An 18,449-nucleotide genomic window follows, 5' to 3' on the forward strand; every position below is an offset into this window, starting at 1 on the left:
TTATCTTGGCCCAAAACCTCCTCTATGTCCTCCGTTTCTGTTGTTACGAAACATCTCCTGCATCTCTTTCATCTTTTTCATAACAATTTCGTTGTATTCTTTTTGAGTAACTTCTTTTCCTTTAGTCACAGGTTTAATATCTACTTTCTCTTTAGAGTTCAATACTATTTTAGAGCATAAAATAGTGGTTTGCCCATCATTTACTTCTAAAATTAATCCCGGAAGTCCCCAATAATTTTCCGGTCCTTGATTTACCGGAATTTCCGGTGAATACCAAGCCGTAATCGTTACTTCCTTAGGGATTTCCAACTGATCCATGAAATTGGTCACTTTAGCAGAGTCGCTAAGTGTATCTTTTTTCTCTTCAGTTTCTTTAGCCTTTTCGTCCTCATTTCTTCTTCTCATACGAAAATTTCTAAAATCAGACTCGTCAATTGGTTTTATGGCCGTAGCTTTAAAACAGGTATAATTTCCTATTTGTTTGGTTTCATTCTCTAATTTCCATTCTAATTTCGGCAATGTATCCTTAATTAAGAATTCTTTCCCCATAAACTCCTTATCTTCAACATATATTTTTTCTTTCACATTTTTATAATGTGTTCCTCCACCGCCCATCATTCGCATCATTCGACCGGCATTTTCTTGTCCGGGCATATCCAGTTTTTCTTCTTCTTTATAGACAGAAGCCGTTCTGTTAAAATTGAGAATGAATGTTTTTTCAAACATTTTTTTCATTCGTTCTTCCATTGATTTTTGCATCTCCGGGGTGATATCCCTGTTCTTAGGCATGTTTTTCATGAATTCTGCTGTACTGGTCTTTGACTCATATACCGCCATTCCTTGAAAATCTTGGGCAAATGATACAAATCCAGTCATGAAAACTAAAGAAAATAATATTTTTTTCATGTGAATATTGTTTATTATTTTAGACTGTTATTTCTTTTATTTGTTACAAATTTTACTTTTTTACACAGTTAAAACACTAACTTTAGACAATTATTAACACAAAAAGTTTAATCTGGGATCACGATGAATACAAAATTTTTATTGTTTTTTTTCTTTTTTTGCTCTTTTGCTATTGCTCAGGAGAAAAAGAGCCCTGTTTATAAAGACAGTTTATCTTTCCCGGAAGCCGACAGATTCATTGGTCGTGATGCTTTTGACAATTATTACTATATCAAAGACAACGCATTAATCAAAAGTAATACACAAAATCATAAAGAATATAAGAATCTAGCTTTAGGCAAAATTGAAACAGTCGACATCTTGAATCCGTTGCAAATCGTTCTCTTCTACAAAGATTTTAACAGTATTGTTTTATTAGACAATCAACTTAACCAAACTACTATTATTAATGGTAATGAACTGAATGAACTTATCAGTTTTGAAAACATCGGATTAGCTTCTCAAAACAGAATATGGTTTTTTGACAGTATCACTCAAAAAATAGGGCTGTATCAATTTAAGACAAATCAGCTAAAATTAATTTCCACTCCCATAAGTTCTGAAATAAAATTTTTCAAAACCGATTACAATTATGCCTTTTGGGTAGATGAAGAAAATAATGTTTATGGCATCAATCTTTTTGGAAAAATCTTCCGAATCGGGAACATTCCTGTTACAGAACAGCTCCAATTTATCAACGAAAAGCAATGCCTTTTTGCCACAAGCAAAGAACTTTTTCTTTATAATTTTGAGAACAAAGAAATTAACACCATCAGTATAAACCAAAAAAGCTTTGTAAATTTCTTCTATAAAGAAGGAATTTTGTCTATTTTTACCCCTTGGAATTCTATTATTAATTACAAAATTAATTTATAAAATGCATATTGCTGTTGCCGGTAATATAGGTGCTGGAAAAACGACTTTGACCAAACTTTTGTCAAAACATTTTAAATGGGAGGCTCACTTTGAAGATGTCGTAGATAATCCTTATCTGGATGATTTTTATCATCAAATGGAACGTTGGAGTTTTAATCTACAGATCTATTTCTTAAATAGCCGTTTCAGACAAGTCTTACAAATAAGAGAGTCCGGAAAAGCCACTATACAAGACAGAACGATTTACGAAGATGCCCATATCTTCGCTCCTAATCTTCACACTATGGGATTAATGACGAACAGGGATTTTAACAATTATAAATCGTTGTTTGACCTTATGGAAGACTTGGTAGGCGCTCCTGACCTATTGATCTATTTAAGAAGCTCTATTCCCAATTTGGTGAACCAGATACATAAAAGAGGGAGAGAATATGAAAATTCTATTTCTATTGATTACTTAAGTCGACTCAATGAGCGTTATGAAGCTTGGATCCAGACTTACGACAAAGGGAAATTATTAATTATTGATGTAGACAATATCAACTTTGTAGACAATCCTGAAGACCTAGGAATGATCATTAACAGAATTGATGCTGAAATTAACGGTTTGTTTTAAATCCGTTTTTTTATAGAAACAAAAAACCGATTGTTAAACAATCGGTTTTTTGTTTTATCTACTTAGATACTGAATAAACCTTCCGGTTTGTTCTCAATAGCATCAAATCTGTTTTTACACGTTGCGAAAGCTTCTTTCGCTTCGTTAACATCTCCCCATCCGCCTACATCAACTTTCTTGTTTTCAAGATCTTTGTATACTCTAAAGAAATGTTCGATTTCCTGAATCAAATGCGGATTGATATCTGACAAGTTGTTCAGTTTATTCGCTACTGGGTCAGAAACCGGAACACAAATAATCTTTTCATCCGGTCCTTTATCATCTGACATATAGAAAATAGCGATTGGTTTTACCTCAACCACACACCCGGGAACAGAAGGCTCTGTGAACAACACTAAAGCATCTAGTGGGTCGTTATCTAAAGCCTGAGTTTCAGGAATGAACCCGTAATCTGCCGGATACATCATTGAAGAATATAACATTCTGTCAAAACGGATTTTTTTCAAATCAAAATCGTACTCGTATTTATTTCTGCTTCCTCTCGGGATTTCTACTAACACGTCGAAAGTAGTAACATTATCTGCTGTCATGTTTTATTTTTTATTTATATAAGGTCGACAAATTTAGCACTATAAAACATTAGATGCAAAAATGTTATGCTAAAAAAATATACTTCTGAAAATTTAGAAATAGAAACCGAATGATGCTTTAACGGCAAACTTTCTTGCATTAGGCATATCCATATAACTTCCTCTCCAGGCAAAATCGATTCGCAACACTTTAAAAATATTCCCCACACCTGCATGATATTCCCAATATACATTTTCGGGAGCCACATAATTCAGTCCGGAAGCATTAATCCGTTTATTCTCATCTGAAACACTTCCATAAACCCCTTTAATCCCTACGATCTCCCTTAAATTCAATTTTCTTAATCCCGGAATTCTGGAAAATAACCTTCCGTTAAAATGATGCTCAAAATGAAGCGACGCATATTCATCAGCTACAAAATCATAATAATCCAAAAGATTATAGGTATTCTCTATAATAAACCAAGACTGATTTCCGGGAACTACTCCCATCAATCCTAACGGTACTTCTCCGAAAATCTTTCCGGTTTCAAAAGTTGTAAACAAACGCCCGAAACCACCAACCAAAACAGGCTGTCTGTAAAATAGTTGTAGTTTCTGGTAATTAAAATCGCTATTCATAACTCCTTTAAAACCATTGCTGTAACTCACAAAGAAACGAGCATAATTATTGTCTACTTCCAGTCTCTCCACACCATAACCTACTGTTTTTCTCTTAGGTGTATACTCCACCACAAGATTGATCTCAGATTGTTTTACTTCACTTTTAATTTCTGATTGTGTGGCGTCTGTATAATAATCCAGACTAAAGGCATCTGAAGCCGATTTTAAAGTACGATACGAAAAGTTAGTCTGAAAAACCAAATTCTTCACCGGTTCTATTTCTGCCCCAACTGTCGTGAGGTTCACTGATGTCAGCTTATTATTCGTTCCGCTGGAAAATAAAGATGAAGAAGCAAAACTTCGACCTAAGACATCATTTGAAGTCGTTAAACTCACTCCGATCTGTTCTACGTCTCTACGGTTTCCGGCATTTAAAATCAATCTTTTTTTAGTATTAACCATCCATTTTCCTGAGATTCCGTATTTGAATTTATTATCCTTAAAACCATAAGCAGTATACCCCTGTAGCCTCCAACGATCATTTGGCCCGAAATAAGTCCTTCCTCCCATCCTTATACGTTGCCCTTCCACATCGTTATAACCAAAAGTGGAAAATATAGGTCCATAATCAAAATGACCGAATTGGATATACCCGCTTCCTAAAATAGTAGCCAGATTATAGATACGTTTAAATTTCGGTACTGTTTGCAACGTGTCCAACATTTTATAAATACTGGACTCGTTTCTATTCAGTTTTTCAAAACGATTCTCTGACCAGAATTCGTCAGACTTGTCAAAAACTTTATTGTCGTAAAAATTAACTTCTTCTTTATAAAATTTATCGTCCTTAGGCTGATTGAACACATGGTTCTTAACGATAGTAGTTCGTTTTCCGTAAAGTCCTTTTGACTCTTCTTTTTTAGAAAAACTAAAGTCGGACATCATATAATCCCGTTTCAATAAAAACACGGAATCATTTAACACATCAAACTCTTGTTCAATATAGATTTCTTTTACCCAGTTAATATTAGCACTTTTACTGGCTTCTAAATTAATCTTTTTGATAGCCCATGTAGAATCGTTCACCCAAAAATCACCTTTAAAGGTCAATTCTCCTTTTCTTCTCGGATAGTACACAATATTATAGCACCATTTATTATCAATAAATGCACTATCATTCAACACATAGTTATATACATCGATTCCTGTTCTTGAAAGCGGACTTACAAAAGCTTTGTCAAAAAATTTGAGATAATTGTTATAGATATCGTAATCGGCATACAGATCTTTAATAAACGTATTAACACCGTCTCCGTTACCCATTGCTTTTTTATTTGCCGTTAAGATCTCTTTTTTCTTTTTCTTAATATTATCGCCATATACTTCGCTTATACTTTCATTAATAAAAATCGGAAGAAAAGCTTTTCCGGTTATTCTTGAAGTATCAATATTATCAAATACAAACTCCATCCCTTTAAAAACTTTGCTACTCATGAAAGCACTGTCAATCGTATTGATATCAAATTCTACCTTTTCGTATTTATCATATTTATACTGATCGAACATGTAAAGGCCATTCTTTCGCTTGCGTGCCCATATCTTTCGTAAGATATCTAAAGCCGGATTGTTCTTTTTTGAGGTCTTTCCGGTATACACTACCACCTCTTTCAAAGTTGTTCCCTCTTTTAAAACAATATTCAAATTGGAATTAAGCCCTTTTTTCAAGGGAACATCTAAGGTTTCAAAACCAACGAAAGAAACTTGTAAGACAGTATAATCATTATCCGATTCAAAATAAAAATAACCATTCTCATCTGTAATAACACCTTCTTTAGAATTTTTAAAAATAACGTTGGCAAAAGGAATTGGCTCACCAAACTCATCTACAACCTTACCACCAACTTTAGTTTGTGAGAAAGCTACAGTACATATAAAACTAAAAAAGAAAAGATATTTTAACATAATAATGGTTTAAAACGAAAAAACTTCATCAGAAGTCCTGATGAAGTTTCAAATATAAGAAGTTCTATCTTATTTATAAGCTACTTTTTTTACGGCTTTTATTACATCGTTTGCATTAGGCAACCATTCCTTTAACAAAGCCGGCGAATAAGGGGCAGGAGTATCAGCCGTAGTTATACGCTGAACAGGAGCATCTAAATAATCAAATGCTTTTTCCTGAACCATATATGTGATCTCAGAAGCAACACTTCCAAAAGGCCAAGCCTCTTCTAATACAACTAAACGGTTTGTTTTCTTAACCGAATTAAGAATTGTATCATAATCCATTGGGCGAATCGTTCTCAAATCGATTACTTCAGAAGAAATACCTTCCTTAGCCAATTCTTCAGCTGCAATTAATGCTTCTTTTAATATTTTACCGAAAGAAACAATGGTTACATCTGTTCCTTCTCTTTTAATGTCGGCAACACCAAGTGGAATCGTGTATTCTCCCTCAGGCACTTCTCCTTTGTCTCCATACATTTGTTCTGACTCCATAAAAATTACAGGATCATTATCACGAATAGCAGATTTCAACAACCCTTTTGCATCATACGGATTAGAAGGCACTACTACCTTTAGACCCGGACAATTAGCATACCAGCTTTCAAAAGCCTGAGAGTGCGTTGCCGCTAACTGACCTGCTGAAGCTGTCGGACCGCGAAATACAATCGGGATATTAAATTGACCACCTGACATTTGGCGCATCTTAGCAGCATTGTTGATGATCTGATCAATCCCTACTAATGAGAAATTAAATGTCATGAATTCTACAATCGGTCTGTTACCGTTCATAGCAGAACCTACAGCTATCCCTGCAAAACCAAGTTCAGCAATCGGAGCATCAATAACTCTTTTAGCACCGAACTCGTCAAGCATTCCTTTTGATGCTTTATAAGCCCCGTTATATTCTGCTACTTCTTCTCCTATTAGATATATAGACTCGTCACGACGCATCTCTTCACTCATTGCTTCGCAAACTGCTTCTCTAAATTGTATCGTTTTCATTGTTTCTTATTATAGATGTACAAACGCAAAAATAACAAAAATTAATTTATCAGTATCTAAATACGCATTAATCCTAAATTTATTTACTAAAACCTTATAGTTAATAAAATATTAAATTTAAACCCGATTAATCGGTATTTTTTTGATTAAACCTCAAAAAAACTTAAAAATATTTTAAAAATCAAAATTTATTATGCACGCATAGCTTTTTATATATTTTTTTTTAGTAACTTCGTGTCGTAAAAATAAAAATTCAAAAATCAGAATATGAAAATACTTGTTTGCATCAGTCACGTACCTGATACTACATCAAAAATTAACTTCGCAAATGGCGATACTGAGTTTGACACAAACGGTGTTCAATTCGTAATCAATCCAAATGATGAATTTGGTTTAACAAGAGCAATTTGGTTTAAAGAAAAACAAGGTGCTACAGTGACCGTTGTTAATGTAGGCGGATCAGACACTGAAGCAACTTTAAGAAAGGCATTAGCTATCGGTGCTGACGAAGCCATCCGTATTAACGCAAACCCAACTGACGGTTTATTTGTAGCTAAAGAACTAGCTGAAGTTGTTAAAAACGGAGGATATGACTTAGTGATTGCCGGTACTGAATCTATTGACTATAACGGAGGAATGGTTCCCGGTATGTTAGCTACTTTATTAGGTTATAATTTCATCAATGCCTGTATAAATATTGAAGTAGACGGAAATAATGCTACAGCGATCAGAGAGATCGATGGTGGTAAAGAAACCGTAAGCACTACTTTACCTTTGGTAATTGCAGGAAAAAAAGGATTAGTAGAAGAGAAAGATTTAAGAATTCCGAACATGAGAGGAATTATGATGGCTCGTTCCAAAGCTTTAGCCGTTAACGAACCTACCAGCTCGGCTTCAGCTACTAAAGCAGTTAAATTTGAAAAACCGGCTCCGAAATCAGCCGTTAAATTAGTTAGCGCTGACAACTTAGACGAATTGGTAAACTTATTACACAACGAAGCTAAAGTAATCTAATCTCTAATCTTAAAAAACAGGAAATCATGTCAATTTTAATATACGCTGAATCAGCAGAAGGAAAATTTAAAAAAGTGGCTTTAGAGTTAGCATCTTACGCTAAAAATGTAGCCGATGCTATGGGAACTACAGTTACTGCCGTAACTGTAAATGCAACTGACGTTAGTGATTTAGCAAAATACGGTGTTAGTAAAGTTTTAAAAGTATCAAACGACAAACTAGCTAACTTTAATGCTAAAGCTTATGCCGATGTCATCAAACAAGCGGCTGAAAAAGAAGGAACAAAATTAGTGGTATTATCATCAACGACCGACAGTTTATATTTAGCTCCTATCGTTGCTGTTAATTTAAATGCCGGTTACGCTTCAAATGTAGTTGCATTACCTGTAAGTACTAGTCCGTTCCAAGTAAAGAGAAATGCTTTCTCAAACAAAGCGTTCAACATTACTGAAATTTCAACAGATGTTAAAGTTATCGGCTTAGCTAAAAACTCATTCGGTTTAGCAGAAGGAGCCGTTTCGTTAACAGAAGAAGATTTTGCACCGGCATTAAATGATGCTGATTTTAACATAAAAACGGAAAACGTTGAAAAAGTAACAGGAAAAGTAACTATTGCTGATGCTGAAATCGTTGTTTCTGCCGGTAGAGGATTAAAAGGCCCTGAAAACTGGGGTATGATCGAAGAACTGGCTTCTGTTTTAGGAGCTGCAACAGCTTGTTCAAAACCGGTTTCTGACATCGGATGGAGACCTCACAGTGAACACGTAGGACAAACCGGTAAACCGGTAGCAGCTAACTTATATATTGCTGTAGGTATTTCAGGTGCTATCCAGCACATTGCCGGGATCAACGCATCAAAAGTAAAAGTAGTAATCAACAACGACCCGGAAGCTCCTTTCTTTAAAGTAGCCGATTATGGTGTTGTAGGTGATGCTTTTGAAGTTGTACCGAAACTAATTGAAAAATTAAAAGCGTTCAAAGCAAATAACGCATAATATTTATTTCTAAAACTTTAAAATAAGAGTTATCTTTGTTAGGATAGCTCTTTTTTTTATTTTTGACGAATTAATTAGAAGCGTGTTATTTATTTTTTACACTACGGAAGTATGAGTTTAGTTAAATTAACAATAAAAGGAATTTCGTATAGCCAAACCCAGAATGGTGCTTATGCGCTTATCCTAAATGAAGTGGACGGTGAAAGAAATTTACCTATTGTTATTGGTGCTTTTGAAGCCCAGTCCATTGCTATTGCACTTGAAAAAGAAATAAAACCTCCCAGACCTTTAACGCACGATCTGTTCAAAAATTTTGCAGAACGATTTGATATTGTCGTAAAACAGGTTATCATTCACAAATTAGTAGACGGTGTTTTCTTTTCCAGTATTATTTGTGAACGCGATAAGATTGAAGAAATTATCGATGCCCGAACATCTGATGCGATAGCATTAGCTATTAGGTTCGGAGCGCCTATATTTACCTACAAGAACATTTTAGACAAAGCCGGTATTTACCTAAAAACTAATCTTTCTGAAGAATCAAAAGAAAATGCAGAAAACGAAGAAGAGATTCTGACTACTCCGGAAGCTTTTGGCCTAAATGAAGAAGAAAAACCGGAAGAAACAGAAAGCCTTAGCAAATACACTTTACAAGAACTTTACGACAAACTAGAAGAAGCTGTTCAAAACGAAGATTATGAAAAAGCAGCTAAAATAAGAGATGAGATCTCAAAAAAAGAATCCTAATTAATTCCAGACCTGAAAATGATTAAGAAATTTTATTTCCTTATATTTTTTTGCCTTTTTACCTTAGGCATCTCTGCTCAACAGCTTGAAAAAAAATGGCAACTGAGCTCTTCCAAAAATGATTATTTAGAGTTAAAGGAAGGAACCTATCAACTTAAACTTTCTTCTGACAGCATTTTTCAAAAAGGGGATTATTGGATACAGGACAATTATCTTTTCTTATTTGAGAACGGAGCTGATTCCCCAACCAAACGTTTCTTAATCGAAACCAAAACAGACTCTACTTTAACATTAAAAAAAGGAAATGAAGCCTATTCTTTCTTTGCCTCTAACAAAGTGAAGAAAAAAGAGCTTCAACAAGATACAATTATTCCCAATCAGGGATTAACAACTTCCGGGCTGATTCGAGGAATCATAGGCATGCTTGCTTTATTAGCGATTGCCTTCCTTTTTAGCTCTAACAAAAAAGCAATCAACTGGAAAACTGTCGGCTTAGGATTATTATCACAATTGATCCTAGCCATTGGCGTATTGAAAATATCTTTTGTAAAATTAGCCTTTGAATACGTCGGGAATTTATTTGTCTTAATCTTAGACTTTACTAAAGCCGGTAGCGAATTTTTATTAGGCGGAATGATGAATGTAGAAACCTTTGGTTTTATCTTCATTTTCCAAGTACTTCCAACTATTATTTTCTTTTCGGCATTAACTTCTCTACTGTTCTATTTGGGAGTTATTCAGATTGTAGTAAAAGGAATGGCTATGGTTTTAACCAAAATACTTCAGATCTCAGGTGCAGAAAGCCTTTCAGTAGCCGGTAATATTTTCTTAGGACAGACTGAAGCGCCGCTAATGATCAAAGCGTATTTGGAGAAAATGAACAAAAGTGAGATCCTTTTAGTTATGGTCGGTGGTATGGCCACAGTAGCAGGTGGCGTTTTGGCAGCTTACATTGGTTTCTTAGGAGGAAATGATCCTGTACTTCGCCTGGAATTTGCAAAACACTTACTGGCAGCTTCAGTAATGGCAGCTCCCGGAGCTATTGTTATCTCAAAAATGTTATATCCGCAAACCGAAAGCATCAATACACAAGTTGAAGTTACCAAAGACAAGATCGGCTCTAATATATTAGACGCTATTGCTACAGGAACAACTGAAGGTCTGAAATTAGCGGCTAACGTTGCAGCCATGCTATTGGTTTTCATTGCATTTATCGCTATGATTAATTATATGCTAGGCTATTTTGGTGATCTTACAGGTTTAAATGATATTATTGCCGCTCATACACCATATACTAAGTTTTCACTTGAAACCATCCTAGGAATCATCTTCTCTCCGCTGATGTGGTTAATCGGTGTAGCAAAAGAAGACATGATGTTGATGGGGCAATTATTAGGCATAAAATTAGCAGCTTCGGAATTTGTGGGTTACATTCAATTAGCTGAGCTTAAAAATGCAGCAAACGATATACATTTTACGTATGAGAAGTCTGTAATTATGGCAACATATATGTTGTGTGGTTTTGCTAATTTTGCGTCTATTGGTATTCAGATCGGAGGAATCGGATCTTTAGCGCCAAACCAACGTAAAACGTTGTCTGAATTCGGATTAAAAGCTGTAATCGGGGGTAGTTTAGCCTCATTACTATCAGCTACTATTGCCGGAATGATTATAGGATAAGCATAACCTTGTCATTCCGAACTTGTTTCGGAATCTCGAGAATTAGATGCTGAAATAAATTCAGCATGACAATAAAAAAAAAGAAAATGAAACAATACCACGACTTAGTAAAGCATGTTTTAGAAAACGGTCACCAAAAAGGCGATAGAACCGGAACCGGAACTATCAGTGTTTTCGGTTACCAAATGCGTTTTGATTTAAGTGAAGGATTTCCTTTGGTCACTACTAAAAAATTACACCTAAAATCTATTATTTACGAGTTGTTGTGGCTCTTAAAAGGAGAAACCAATATTGGTTACCTCAAAGAAAACGGCGTAAAAATATGGGACGAATGGGCTGATAAAAATGGCGATTTAGGTCCTATATACGGTCACCAATGGCGTAATTGGAATAGCGAAGAGATAGACCAAATATCTGAATTGATCGAAACGTTAAAAAACAACCCAAACAGTCGTCGTATGTTGGTTTCTGCATGGAATCCAAGCGTTTTACCGGATACTTCTGTTTCTTTTGCTGAAAATGTTGCCAATCAAAAAGCAGCTTTACCTCCATGTCATGCATTCTTTCAATTTTATGTCGCTGATGGAAAATTAAGCTGTCAATTGTATCAAAGAAGTGCTGATATTTTCTTAGGAGTACCGTTTAACATTGCATCTTATGCTTTATTAACCATGATGATTGCTCAGGTATGCGATCTGCAGCTTGGAGATTTTGTTCACACTTTCGGAGATGCTCATATTTACAACAACCACATTGAGCAGTTAAACCTACAATTATCAAGAGAATGCAGACCGTTACCGACCATGAAGCTGAATCCTGAGATCAAAAATATTTTTGATTTTACGTATGAGGATTTCACATTGGAAGGTTATGATCCGCACCCACACATTAAAGGTCAAGTTGCTGTTTAACATGAGGGAGATAATTATTATAGCTGCTGCTGCTGAAAACAATGCCTTAGGAAAAGACAATACTTTGGTGTGGCATTTACCGGATGATTTTAAGCGTTTTAAAGCCTTAACTTCGGAACATTATATTATCATGGGAAGAAAAACCTTCGAAAGTTTCCCAAAGCCATTACCAAACCGCACACATATCATTATTACACGCCAAAAGAACTATAAAGTTCCTAAAGGTTGTTTAGTTGTTTCTTCAATTGAAGAAGCCATATCAGTCTGTCCTCAAGAAGAAAATTTATTCATCATCGGGGGAGGCGAAATCTACAAACAATCTATGTTAGTGGCTACTAAAATAGAATTAACCAGAGTTCATACAGAAGTGGAAGCCGATACTTTTTTCCCGGAAATCAAATCGGAAGATTGGAAACTTGTCGAAGAAAGCTTTCATCCCTCTGATGAAAAACATTCATTCCCCTTTACCTTTTTAACCTATGTAAAAAGAGATTTGTCTGAATAAAATTTGTACTTTTGCTTCCCACTAATTTGATATAGAATGTCTAAAAATATTACGCCATATAAAGATTCACAATTGGGTAAAAAAGAGCAAGTTGCCCAAATGTTTGATACTATTTCCGAAAATTACGATGGTTTAAACCGGGTTATTTCTTTTGGAATTGACATCAAATGGCGTAAAAAAGTATTGCAATTAGTTGCCGACAAAAAGCCACAAACTGTTTTAGACATTGCAACGGGAACCGGAGATCTTGCTATTTTAATGACCAAAACTTCCGCTACAGAAATCGTTGGTTTAGACATTTCTGCCGGAATGCTTGAAGTAGGAAAACAAAAAATAAAAGCCCAAAATCTGGATCATAAAATTAAAATGGTTTTAGGAGATAGTGAAAACATTCCTTATCCGGATAACTATTTTGATGCCATTACAGTTGCTTTCGGTGTTCGCAATTTTGAAACCCTAGAAAAAGGTCTGGCTGAAATTTTAAGAGTCTTAAAACCGGGTGGAATTTTTGTAATTTTGGAAACTTCCGTTCCTACAAGATTCCCATACAAACAAGGTTATGCCTTTTATTCCAAATATATCTTACCTACTATTGGAAAATTGTTCTCAAAAGACAAAGTGGCTTACCAATATCTATCTGATTCTGCAAATATTTTCCCTTTCGGAGAGGCATTGAACAATATTTTGCGAAAAATCGGGTTTATAGAGGTAAAACACTTGCCGCAAACTTTTGGTGTGGCAACTATTTATCAAGCTTCTAAAAAGTAGTATGAAAAAGATTCTAATTCTATTCTTAATCAGTATTTCTTCTTACGGGCAATTTAAAATGTTCGGCAGAGATCCTCTTATCAATAAAGAAAACTTTGATAAGCAACGTGTGCATTGGGGATATTTCTTAGGGTTCAACAGCTTAGATTTTAAATTTGATTACTTATCCGTTACCGAAGACATTCAGGTAAACTCCACTATCGGATTTAATGTAGGACTCATAGGAAATCTTCGCCTGAGCGATCATTTTGATTTTCGTTTTGAGCCGGGGCTTTATATTACACAACGCAATTTAACTTATCCTACTATTGAGGATCCGATCGAGAGGTTTCGCGAAGTAAAATCAACCTATATTTTCTTTCCTGCCTTATTAAAATTTTCTTCAAAAAGAACAGGCAACATCAAACCTTATTTGATCGGAGGTTTATCTACAGCTTTAAACTTAGGGAGTTTAGCCAAATCACCTGAAGACAATTATAATCGTAAATTCAGAATGACCAATTGGTCTAGCTTTTACGAAATAGGTTTCGGAATTGATGTTTATTTTGAATACTTTAAATTTTCGCCATCTATTCGCGGAGTGTTCAGCACTAAAGACGAATTAATCCGTGACAATAACCCAAACAGCCCGTGGACAGGAAACGTTCAATCCATGAAAACACGCGGGATCTTCATTAACTTCGCATTTCACTAATTTCGTCTGAATTCGCTCAATGTAATTGCCGTAGCTGTAGCTACATTCAGACTTTCAGTTTTTTGAATATTCCCGAAACGAGGAATCGCAATTCTCTTTGTTACCGCTAGTTCTACTTCCGGTGAAATTCCGTTTGCTTCATTCCCCATCACAACAACAGCATCTTCAGGCAATTTTTCAGCATAAATAGTAGCTCCGTCCATGAAAGTACCATAAACAGGTAACTTTGTTTCCTTTAAAAAAGGGATCAGATCCTCATAGATCACTTTTACCCTGCTAATCGACCCCATAGTAGACTGGATTACTTTAGGATTATATACATCAACAGTCTCTTTGGAGCACAATAATGTTTCCACTCCAAACCAATCGCATAACCTAATAATTGTACCCAAGTTTCCCGGATCTCTGATATCGTCTAAGGCAACTATTAATCCTTTAGCCTCAAAAGAAGCATGAACAGGTATTTTAAAAACAGCCAAACATTCATTAGGTGTAACCAAAGCACTTATTTTTTTTAATTCCGTTTCAGAAATGGCACATATCTTGCTCTGATTAACCTGAGAAAACAGTCCTTCTTGAGTTGTATAAATCTGTACTAATTCAAATTGAGCATCAAGAAACTCATCTATTACTTTTTTAGTCTCTGCAAAAAATAATTGATGTTGATTTCTATATTTTTTTTGCTGTAAACTCGTTATAAGTTTAATTTGGTTTTTACTAACCATAAAAGTTGTATTTTTGACTAATTATATAATGCTATTTTGAAAAAAAGTTTCCCAAAAATACTATTATTATTCGGAATAGGACTTGGTTTTTATTCGTGTTCCATCACAAAAAAAGTTCCGGAAGGACAACAGCTCCTGACTAAAAACACCATTTTAGTTAATGACACCGTTAAAAAGGATGAGATTCTGGAAAATTTTTATTACCAAAAACCAAACGGAAAGTTTTTCGGTTACCCATTGCGTTTGGCTATGTACAACATGGCAAAAGACAATCCGGATTCATTATACTATGACTGGTTAAGCCGCAAACCAAACCGTAGAGAGCGTCTGGCTAAATTACTTTCTGACAAACAAGTAGATCGCTTAAGTCAATCTTTTTTAGTTTCCGGACTGAGTAACTTTCTTAAAAATACAGGACAGGCTCCAGTAATTATCAACGATAAAAAGATAAAAAGTACCCGTAATAAACTTAAAGCCTACTACAATTATAATTTAGGGTATTTTAAAGCCGATGTGCAAACGCAAATAGATTCTTCAGGTCCCAAAAAAGGTCAGGTCACTTACAAGATCACAACCGGAAAAGCATCCGTTCTCGATACTATTTCACATAGAATTGAAACCCCGGAACTGGAAAAACTATTTACAGATATCGAGCAAGAGTCCTTGCTCAAAAAAGGAGATGTCTTTAATTCTCAAAATTTCTTAAGTGAAAGATCGCGTATCACTAATTATTTCAGAAACCATGGAGTATATCATTTTCAGGTAAACAATGTAAAATATGACATTGATACCTTAAACCCGAATTACAAAGTGAATGTTGTCGTTGACATTGAGGATCGAAGCGTTAAAAAGGGAGACACTCTGATCAAAACCCCTTTTAAAATTTACAAGATCAGTCAGGTTAATGTTTTCACATCCAATTCTTCCAGAAAAGAAACCGATCAAATAAAAGATAGTGTTTTCTACAAAAAGTACAACATATATAGCTCCGGAAAATTAAATTATAGGCCTAAAGCTCTAACTGATGCTATCTTTATTGAAAAAGGAGACTATTTCAGTGACGACAAAAAATCGTTAACCTCACAGTCTATAAGTAATCTCAAAGTGTTTAATTTTCCAACCATAGAATACGTTGAAGACAGTCTGAGTGTAGACAATGACGGTTTAATTGCTAATATTTATTTAGTCCCGAAAAAAAAATACAACCTCAACTTTTCAACCGACTTTACTCATTCTAATATTCAGGATTTTGGTATTTCTGGTAATTTATCTTTAATGTTCCGAAACATTTTTAAAGGAGCAGAAATTCTGGAAATTTCAGGAAGAGGAAATATCGGATCTTCAAGAGACTTAGCCAACCCGAACAACACCTTTTTTAACATTTCGGAATACGGTGGCGACATGAAGCTGAGTTTTCCCCGTATCTTCTTTCCTATCAACACCCAAAAGATCATTAAAAAAGAAATGCTTCCTACAACTCAAGTTTCCGTTGGTTTTTCAAGTCAACGAAATATTGGTTTAGACAAAGAGAGTGTATCAGGAAGTTTAAATTACAACTGGAAAACCAACAACCAAAGAAACAACTTTAAGCTTGAGCTTTTAGGTGTTAATTATGTCAGAAACTTAAATGTTGGCAATTACTTTAATGTCTACAGAACTTCCTATAATAGCCTGAATGAATTTGCGGCGATCTATGGCACTGCTCCGGCAAACCTTGACGAATATGGTAATCTAACCAGCGAAGGAGCTGTCAATTTTATGGCTGAAGCATTAAGCGGAAGTTATTTATCACCACAAGATGCGGATTTCAAATCGATTTTAAGTATTTCCGAACGATATGTCCGTTTGATTGAAGACAACCTGATCGTTTCTTCGAGTTTTACGTTCAGCAGAACTACAAAGAACAACATTACTGATAAGAATTATTACAATTTCAGAACAAAACTTGAATCTGCCGGTAATCTTCTGCGATTACTCGCAAATAGTTTTAGCAATTCAGACCAAACCAGTGCTGCCGGAAACCAAAAAGTTTTTGGTATTGAATATGCTCAATATGCCAAAGGCGAAGTAGAATACATCAAACACTGGGATCTGGGACGCAAAAAAAGTATTGCAATACGCTCTTTTGCCGGTATTGCTATCCCATATGGAAACGGAACGTCAATTCCTTTCTCCCGAAGTTATTTCGGTGGTGGATCAAATGATAACAGAGGTTGGCAAGCCTATAGCTTAGGTCCCGGAAGGAGTTCCAGCATATTAGACTTCAATGAAGCCAACATGAAATTGGCATTTAGTGCCGAATATCGCTTTAATTTCTTTGGAAATTTAGATGGTGCTTTATTCTCAGATATGGGAAACATTTGGAATGTATTTGACAATGTGGAAAATAAAGATTTTACCTTTAACGGTCTTAAATCATTTGAAGATCTGGCGGTAGGATCCGGTATCGGTTTCCGATATGATTTTAGCTTTTTTGTTTTCAGGATCGATTTAGGATATAAAACTTATGATCCTTCAAGAGAGATGAGTGACCGTTGGCTTAAAGGCATCAATTTCAGTAAAACTGTTTTAAATTTTGGTATTAATTATCCTTTCTAATTTAGATTTTATTAATTTTGCTTATTAATCATAAACCAACAAAACTATGAAGCACAATATTAAACCGGGCGTTGCAACGGGTGATCAAGTCCAGGAAATTTTCAACTATGCAAAAGCAAAAGGATTTGCGCTACCTGCAGTAAACGTAGTAGGTTCAAGCACAATTAACGGTGTTTTAGAAACAGCTTCAAAGCTAAATGCACCTGTAATCATCCAATTCTCAAATGGGGGTGCACAATTCAATGCCGGAAAAGGCTTAAGTAATGAAAATGAAAAATCCGCTATATTAGGAGCAGTTGCAGGAGCTAAGCATATCCACACCTTAGCTGAAGCTTACGGTACAACCGTTATCTTACACACTGATCACTGCGCTAAAAAATTACTTCCTTGGATCGACGGATTACTGGATGCTTCGGAAAAGCACTTTGCCGAAACCGGAAAACCATTATTCAGTTCTCACATGATTGATCTTTCAGAAGAGCCGATTGCAGAAAATCTTGAAATTTCTAAAAAATATTTAGAAAGAATGAGCAAGATGGGAATGACTCTTGAAATTGAATTAGGAATTACAGGAGGAGAAGAAGATGGTGTTGACAATTCTGATGTTGACAGCTCTAAATTATATACACAACCGGAAGAAGTAGCATTCGCTTATGAAGAGCTGATGAAAATTAGTCCTCGATTTACAATTGCTGCTGCTTTTGGTAACGTTCACGGAGTTTACAAACCCGGAAACGTTAAATTAACTCCAAAAATCTTAAAGAATTCTCAGGAATATGTTCAGAAAAAATTCGGAACAGAAGAGAATCCGGTTGACTTTGTATTTCACGGTGGTAGTGGCTCAACTTTAGAAGAGATCAGAGAAGCTATCTCTTACGGAGTAATCAAAATGAATATTGATACCGATCTACAATTTGCTTATACTGAAGGAATTCGTGACTATGTAACTTCTAAAATCGACTATCTGAGAACACAGATCGGTAACCCTGAAGGTTCGGATAGCCCGAATAAAAAATATTACGATCCTAGAAAATGGGTTCGTGAAGGCGAAATAACTTTCAACAAACGTTTAGAACAAGCATTTGCAGATTTAAATAACGTAAACACGTTATAAAAACACAAAATATTAATCATTAATCGGTCGAGATCTTAGCCGGATTTTTCCGGCTAATA

Annotated in this window: 17 protein-coding genes; 12 read left to right on the forward strand and 5 right to left on the reverse strand. The window is 35.2% G+C overall.

Annotation, left to right across the window (positions count from 1 at the left end; genetic code table 11):
* Positions 1-906 (reverse strand): GLPGLI family protein, encoded by a 906-nt coding sequence (locus tag DI487_RS04635; RefSeq protein ID WP_109568624.1) that lies wholly within the window; start codon positions 904-906, stop codon positions 1-3.
* Positions 907-1,029: 123 nt separating this feature from the next.
* Between DI487_RS04635 and DI487_RS04640 the strand changes: the two genes are divergently transcribed.
* Complete coding sequence (locus DI487_RS04640) at positions 1,030-1,821, forward strand: hypothetical protein (RefSeq protein WP_109568625.1); 792 nt, start codon at positions 1,030-1,032, stop codon at positions 1,819-1,821.
* A gap of 1 nt (position 1,822) precedes the next feature.
* Positions 1,823-2,437 carry a deoxynucleoside kinase gene (locus tag DI487_RS04645; protein WP_109568626.1) on the forward strand — a complete coding sequence of 205 codons (615 nt, stop codon included), beginning with the start codon at positions 1,823-1,825 and terminating at the stop codon, positions 2,435-2,437.
* 62 nt (positions 2,438-2,499) lie between these two features.
* Here DI487_RS04645 and DI487_RS04650 read toward each other — a convergent pair whose 3' ends face one another.
* From DI487_RS04650 to DI487_RS04660, 3 genes are all read right to left on the reverse strand, one after another.
* Positions 2,500-3,027: an inorganic diphosphatase gene (locus DI487_RS04650; RefSeq protein ID WP_109568627.1), complete on the reverse strand. Its 528-nt coding sequence runs from the start codon at positions 3,025-3,027 to the stop codon at positions 2,500-2,502.
* A gap of 93 nt (positions 3,028-3,120) precedes the next feature.
* On the reverse strand, positions 3,121-5,592 hold the full coding sequence (locus DI487_RS04655; protein WP_109568628.1) for a DUF5686 and carboxypeptidase-like regulatory domain-containing protein: 2,472 nt from the start codon (positions 5,590-5,592) through the stop codon (positions 3,121-3,123).
* Between the two features lie 69 nt (positions 5,593-5,661).
* Positions 5,662-6,639: a pyruvate dehydrogenase complex E1 component subunit beta gene (locus DI487_RS04660; protein ID WP_109568629.1), complete on the reverse strand. Its 978-nt coding sequence runs from the start codon at positions 6,637-6,639 to the stop codon at positions 5,662-5,664.
* 267 nt (positions 6,640-6,906) lie between these two features.
* Here DI487_RS04660 and DI487_RS04665 point away from each other — a divergent pair, with 267 nt between their 5' ends.
* The 8 genes from DI487_RS04665 to porT all read left to right on the forward strand — a co-directional run bounded on the left by DI487_RS04665 (position 6,907) and on the right by porT (position 13,953).
* On the forward strand, positions 6,907-7,653 hold the full coding sequence (locus DI487_RS04665) for an electron transfer flavoprotein subunit beta/FixA family protein (protein WP_109568630.1): 747 nt from the start codon (positions 6,907-6,909) through the stop codon (positions 7,651-7,653).
* A gap of 26 nt (positions 7,654-7,679) precedes the next feature.
* Positions 7,680-8,648, forward strand: a complete 969-nt coding sequence (locus DI487_RS04670) for an electron transfer flavoprotein subunit alpha/FixB family protein (RefSeq protein ID WP_109568631.1) — start codon at positions 7,680-7,682, stop codon at positions 8,646-8,648.
* Between the two features lie 111 nt (positions 8,649-8,759).
* Positions 8,760-9,395 carry a bifunctional nuclease family protein gene (locus tag DI487_RS04675; RefSeq protein WP_109568632.1) on the forward strand — a complete coding sequence of 212 codons (636 nt, stop codon included), beginning with the start codon at positions 8,760-8,762 and terminating at the stop codon, positions 9,393-9,395.
* An 18-nt stretch (positions 9,396-9,413) separates the two neighbouring features.
* Positions 9,414-11,075, forward strand: coding sequence for a NupC/NupG family nucleoside CNT transporter (locus DI487_RS04680; protein WP_109568633.1), 1,662 nt, complete (start codon positions 9,414-9,416; stop codon positions 11,073-11,075).
* 86 nt (positions 11,076-11,161) lie between these two features.
* On the forward strand, positions 11,162-11,986 hold the full coding sequence (locus tag DI487_RS04685) for a thymidylate synthase (protein WP_109570605.1): 825 nt from the start codon (positions 11,162-11,164) through the stop codon (positions 11,984-11,986).
* A gap of 1 nt (position 11,987) precedes the next feature.
* Complete coding sequence (locus DI487_RS04690; protein ID WP_109568634.1) at positions 11,988-12,491, forward strand: dihydrofolate reductase; 504 nt, start codon at positions 11,988-11,990, stop codon at positions 12,489-12,491.
* A gap of 36 nt (positions 12,492-12,527) precedes the next feature.
* Complete coding sequence (gene ubiE, locus DI487_RS04695) at positions 12,528-13,259, forward strand: bifunctional demethylmenaquinone methyltransferase/2-methoxy-6-polyprenyl-1,4-benzoquinol methylase UbiE (protein ID WP_109568635.1); 732 nt, start codon at positions 12,528-12,530, stop codon at positions 13,257-13,259.
* 1 nt (position 13,260) lies between these two features.
* The gene (gene porT, locus DI487_RS04700) at positions 13,261-13,953 is read left to right on the forward strand and encodes a type IX secretion/gliding motility protein PorT/SprT (RefSeq protein WP_109568636.1); all 693 of its coding nucleotides are present in this window, start codon (positions 13,261-13,263) and stop codon (positions 13,951-13,953) included.
* Here porT and DI487_RS04705 read toward each other — a convergent pair.
* On the reverse strand, positions 13,950-14,678 hold the full coding sequence (locus DI487_RS04705; protein WP_109568637.1) for a TrmH family RNA methyltransferase: 729 nt from the start codon (positions 14,676-14,678) through the stop codon (positions 13,950-13,952). The genes porT and DI487_RS04705 overlap by 4 nt on opposite strands.
* Positions 14,679-14,714: 36 nt before the next feature.
* On the opposite strand from DI487_RS04705, the gene tamL reads away from it, so the two are divergent.
* Both tamL and fbaA read left to right on the forward strand, forming a co-directional pair.
* Entirely contained in the window at positions 14,715-17,276 is a 2,562-nt protein-coding gene (gene tamL / locus DI487_RS04710; RefSeq protein ID WP_245896533.1) for a translocation and assembly module lipoprotein TamL, read from the forward strand.
* A 46-nt stretch (positions 17,277-17,322) separates the two neighbouring features.
* The gene (fbaA, locus tag DI487_RS04715; RefSeq protein WP_109568638.1) at positions 17,323-18,390 is read left to right on the forward strand and encodes a class II fructose-bisphosphate aldolase; all 1,068 of its coding nucleotides are present in this window, start codon (positions 17,323-17,325) and stop codon (positions 18,388-18,390) included.
* Positions 18,391-18,449 lie beyond the last annotated feature (59 nt).

The sequence above is a fragment of the Flavobacterium sediminis genome (assembly GCF_003148385.1).
Taxonomy (GTDB): Bacteria; Bacteroidota; Bacteroidia; order Flavobacteriales; family Flavobacteriaceae; genus Flavobacterium; species Flavobacterium sediminis.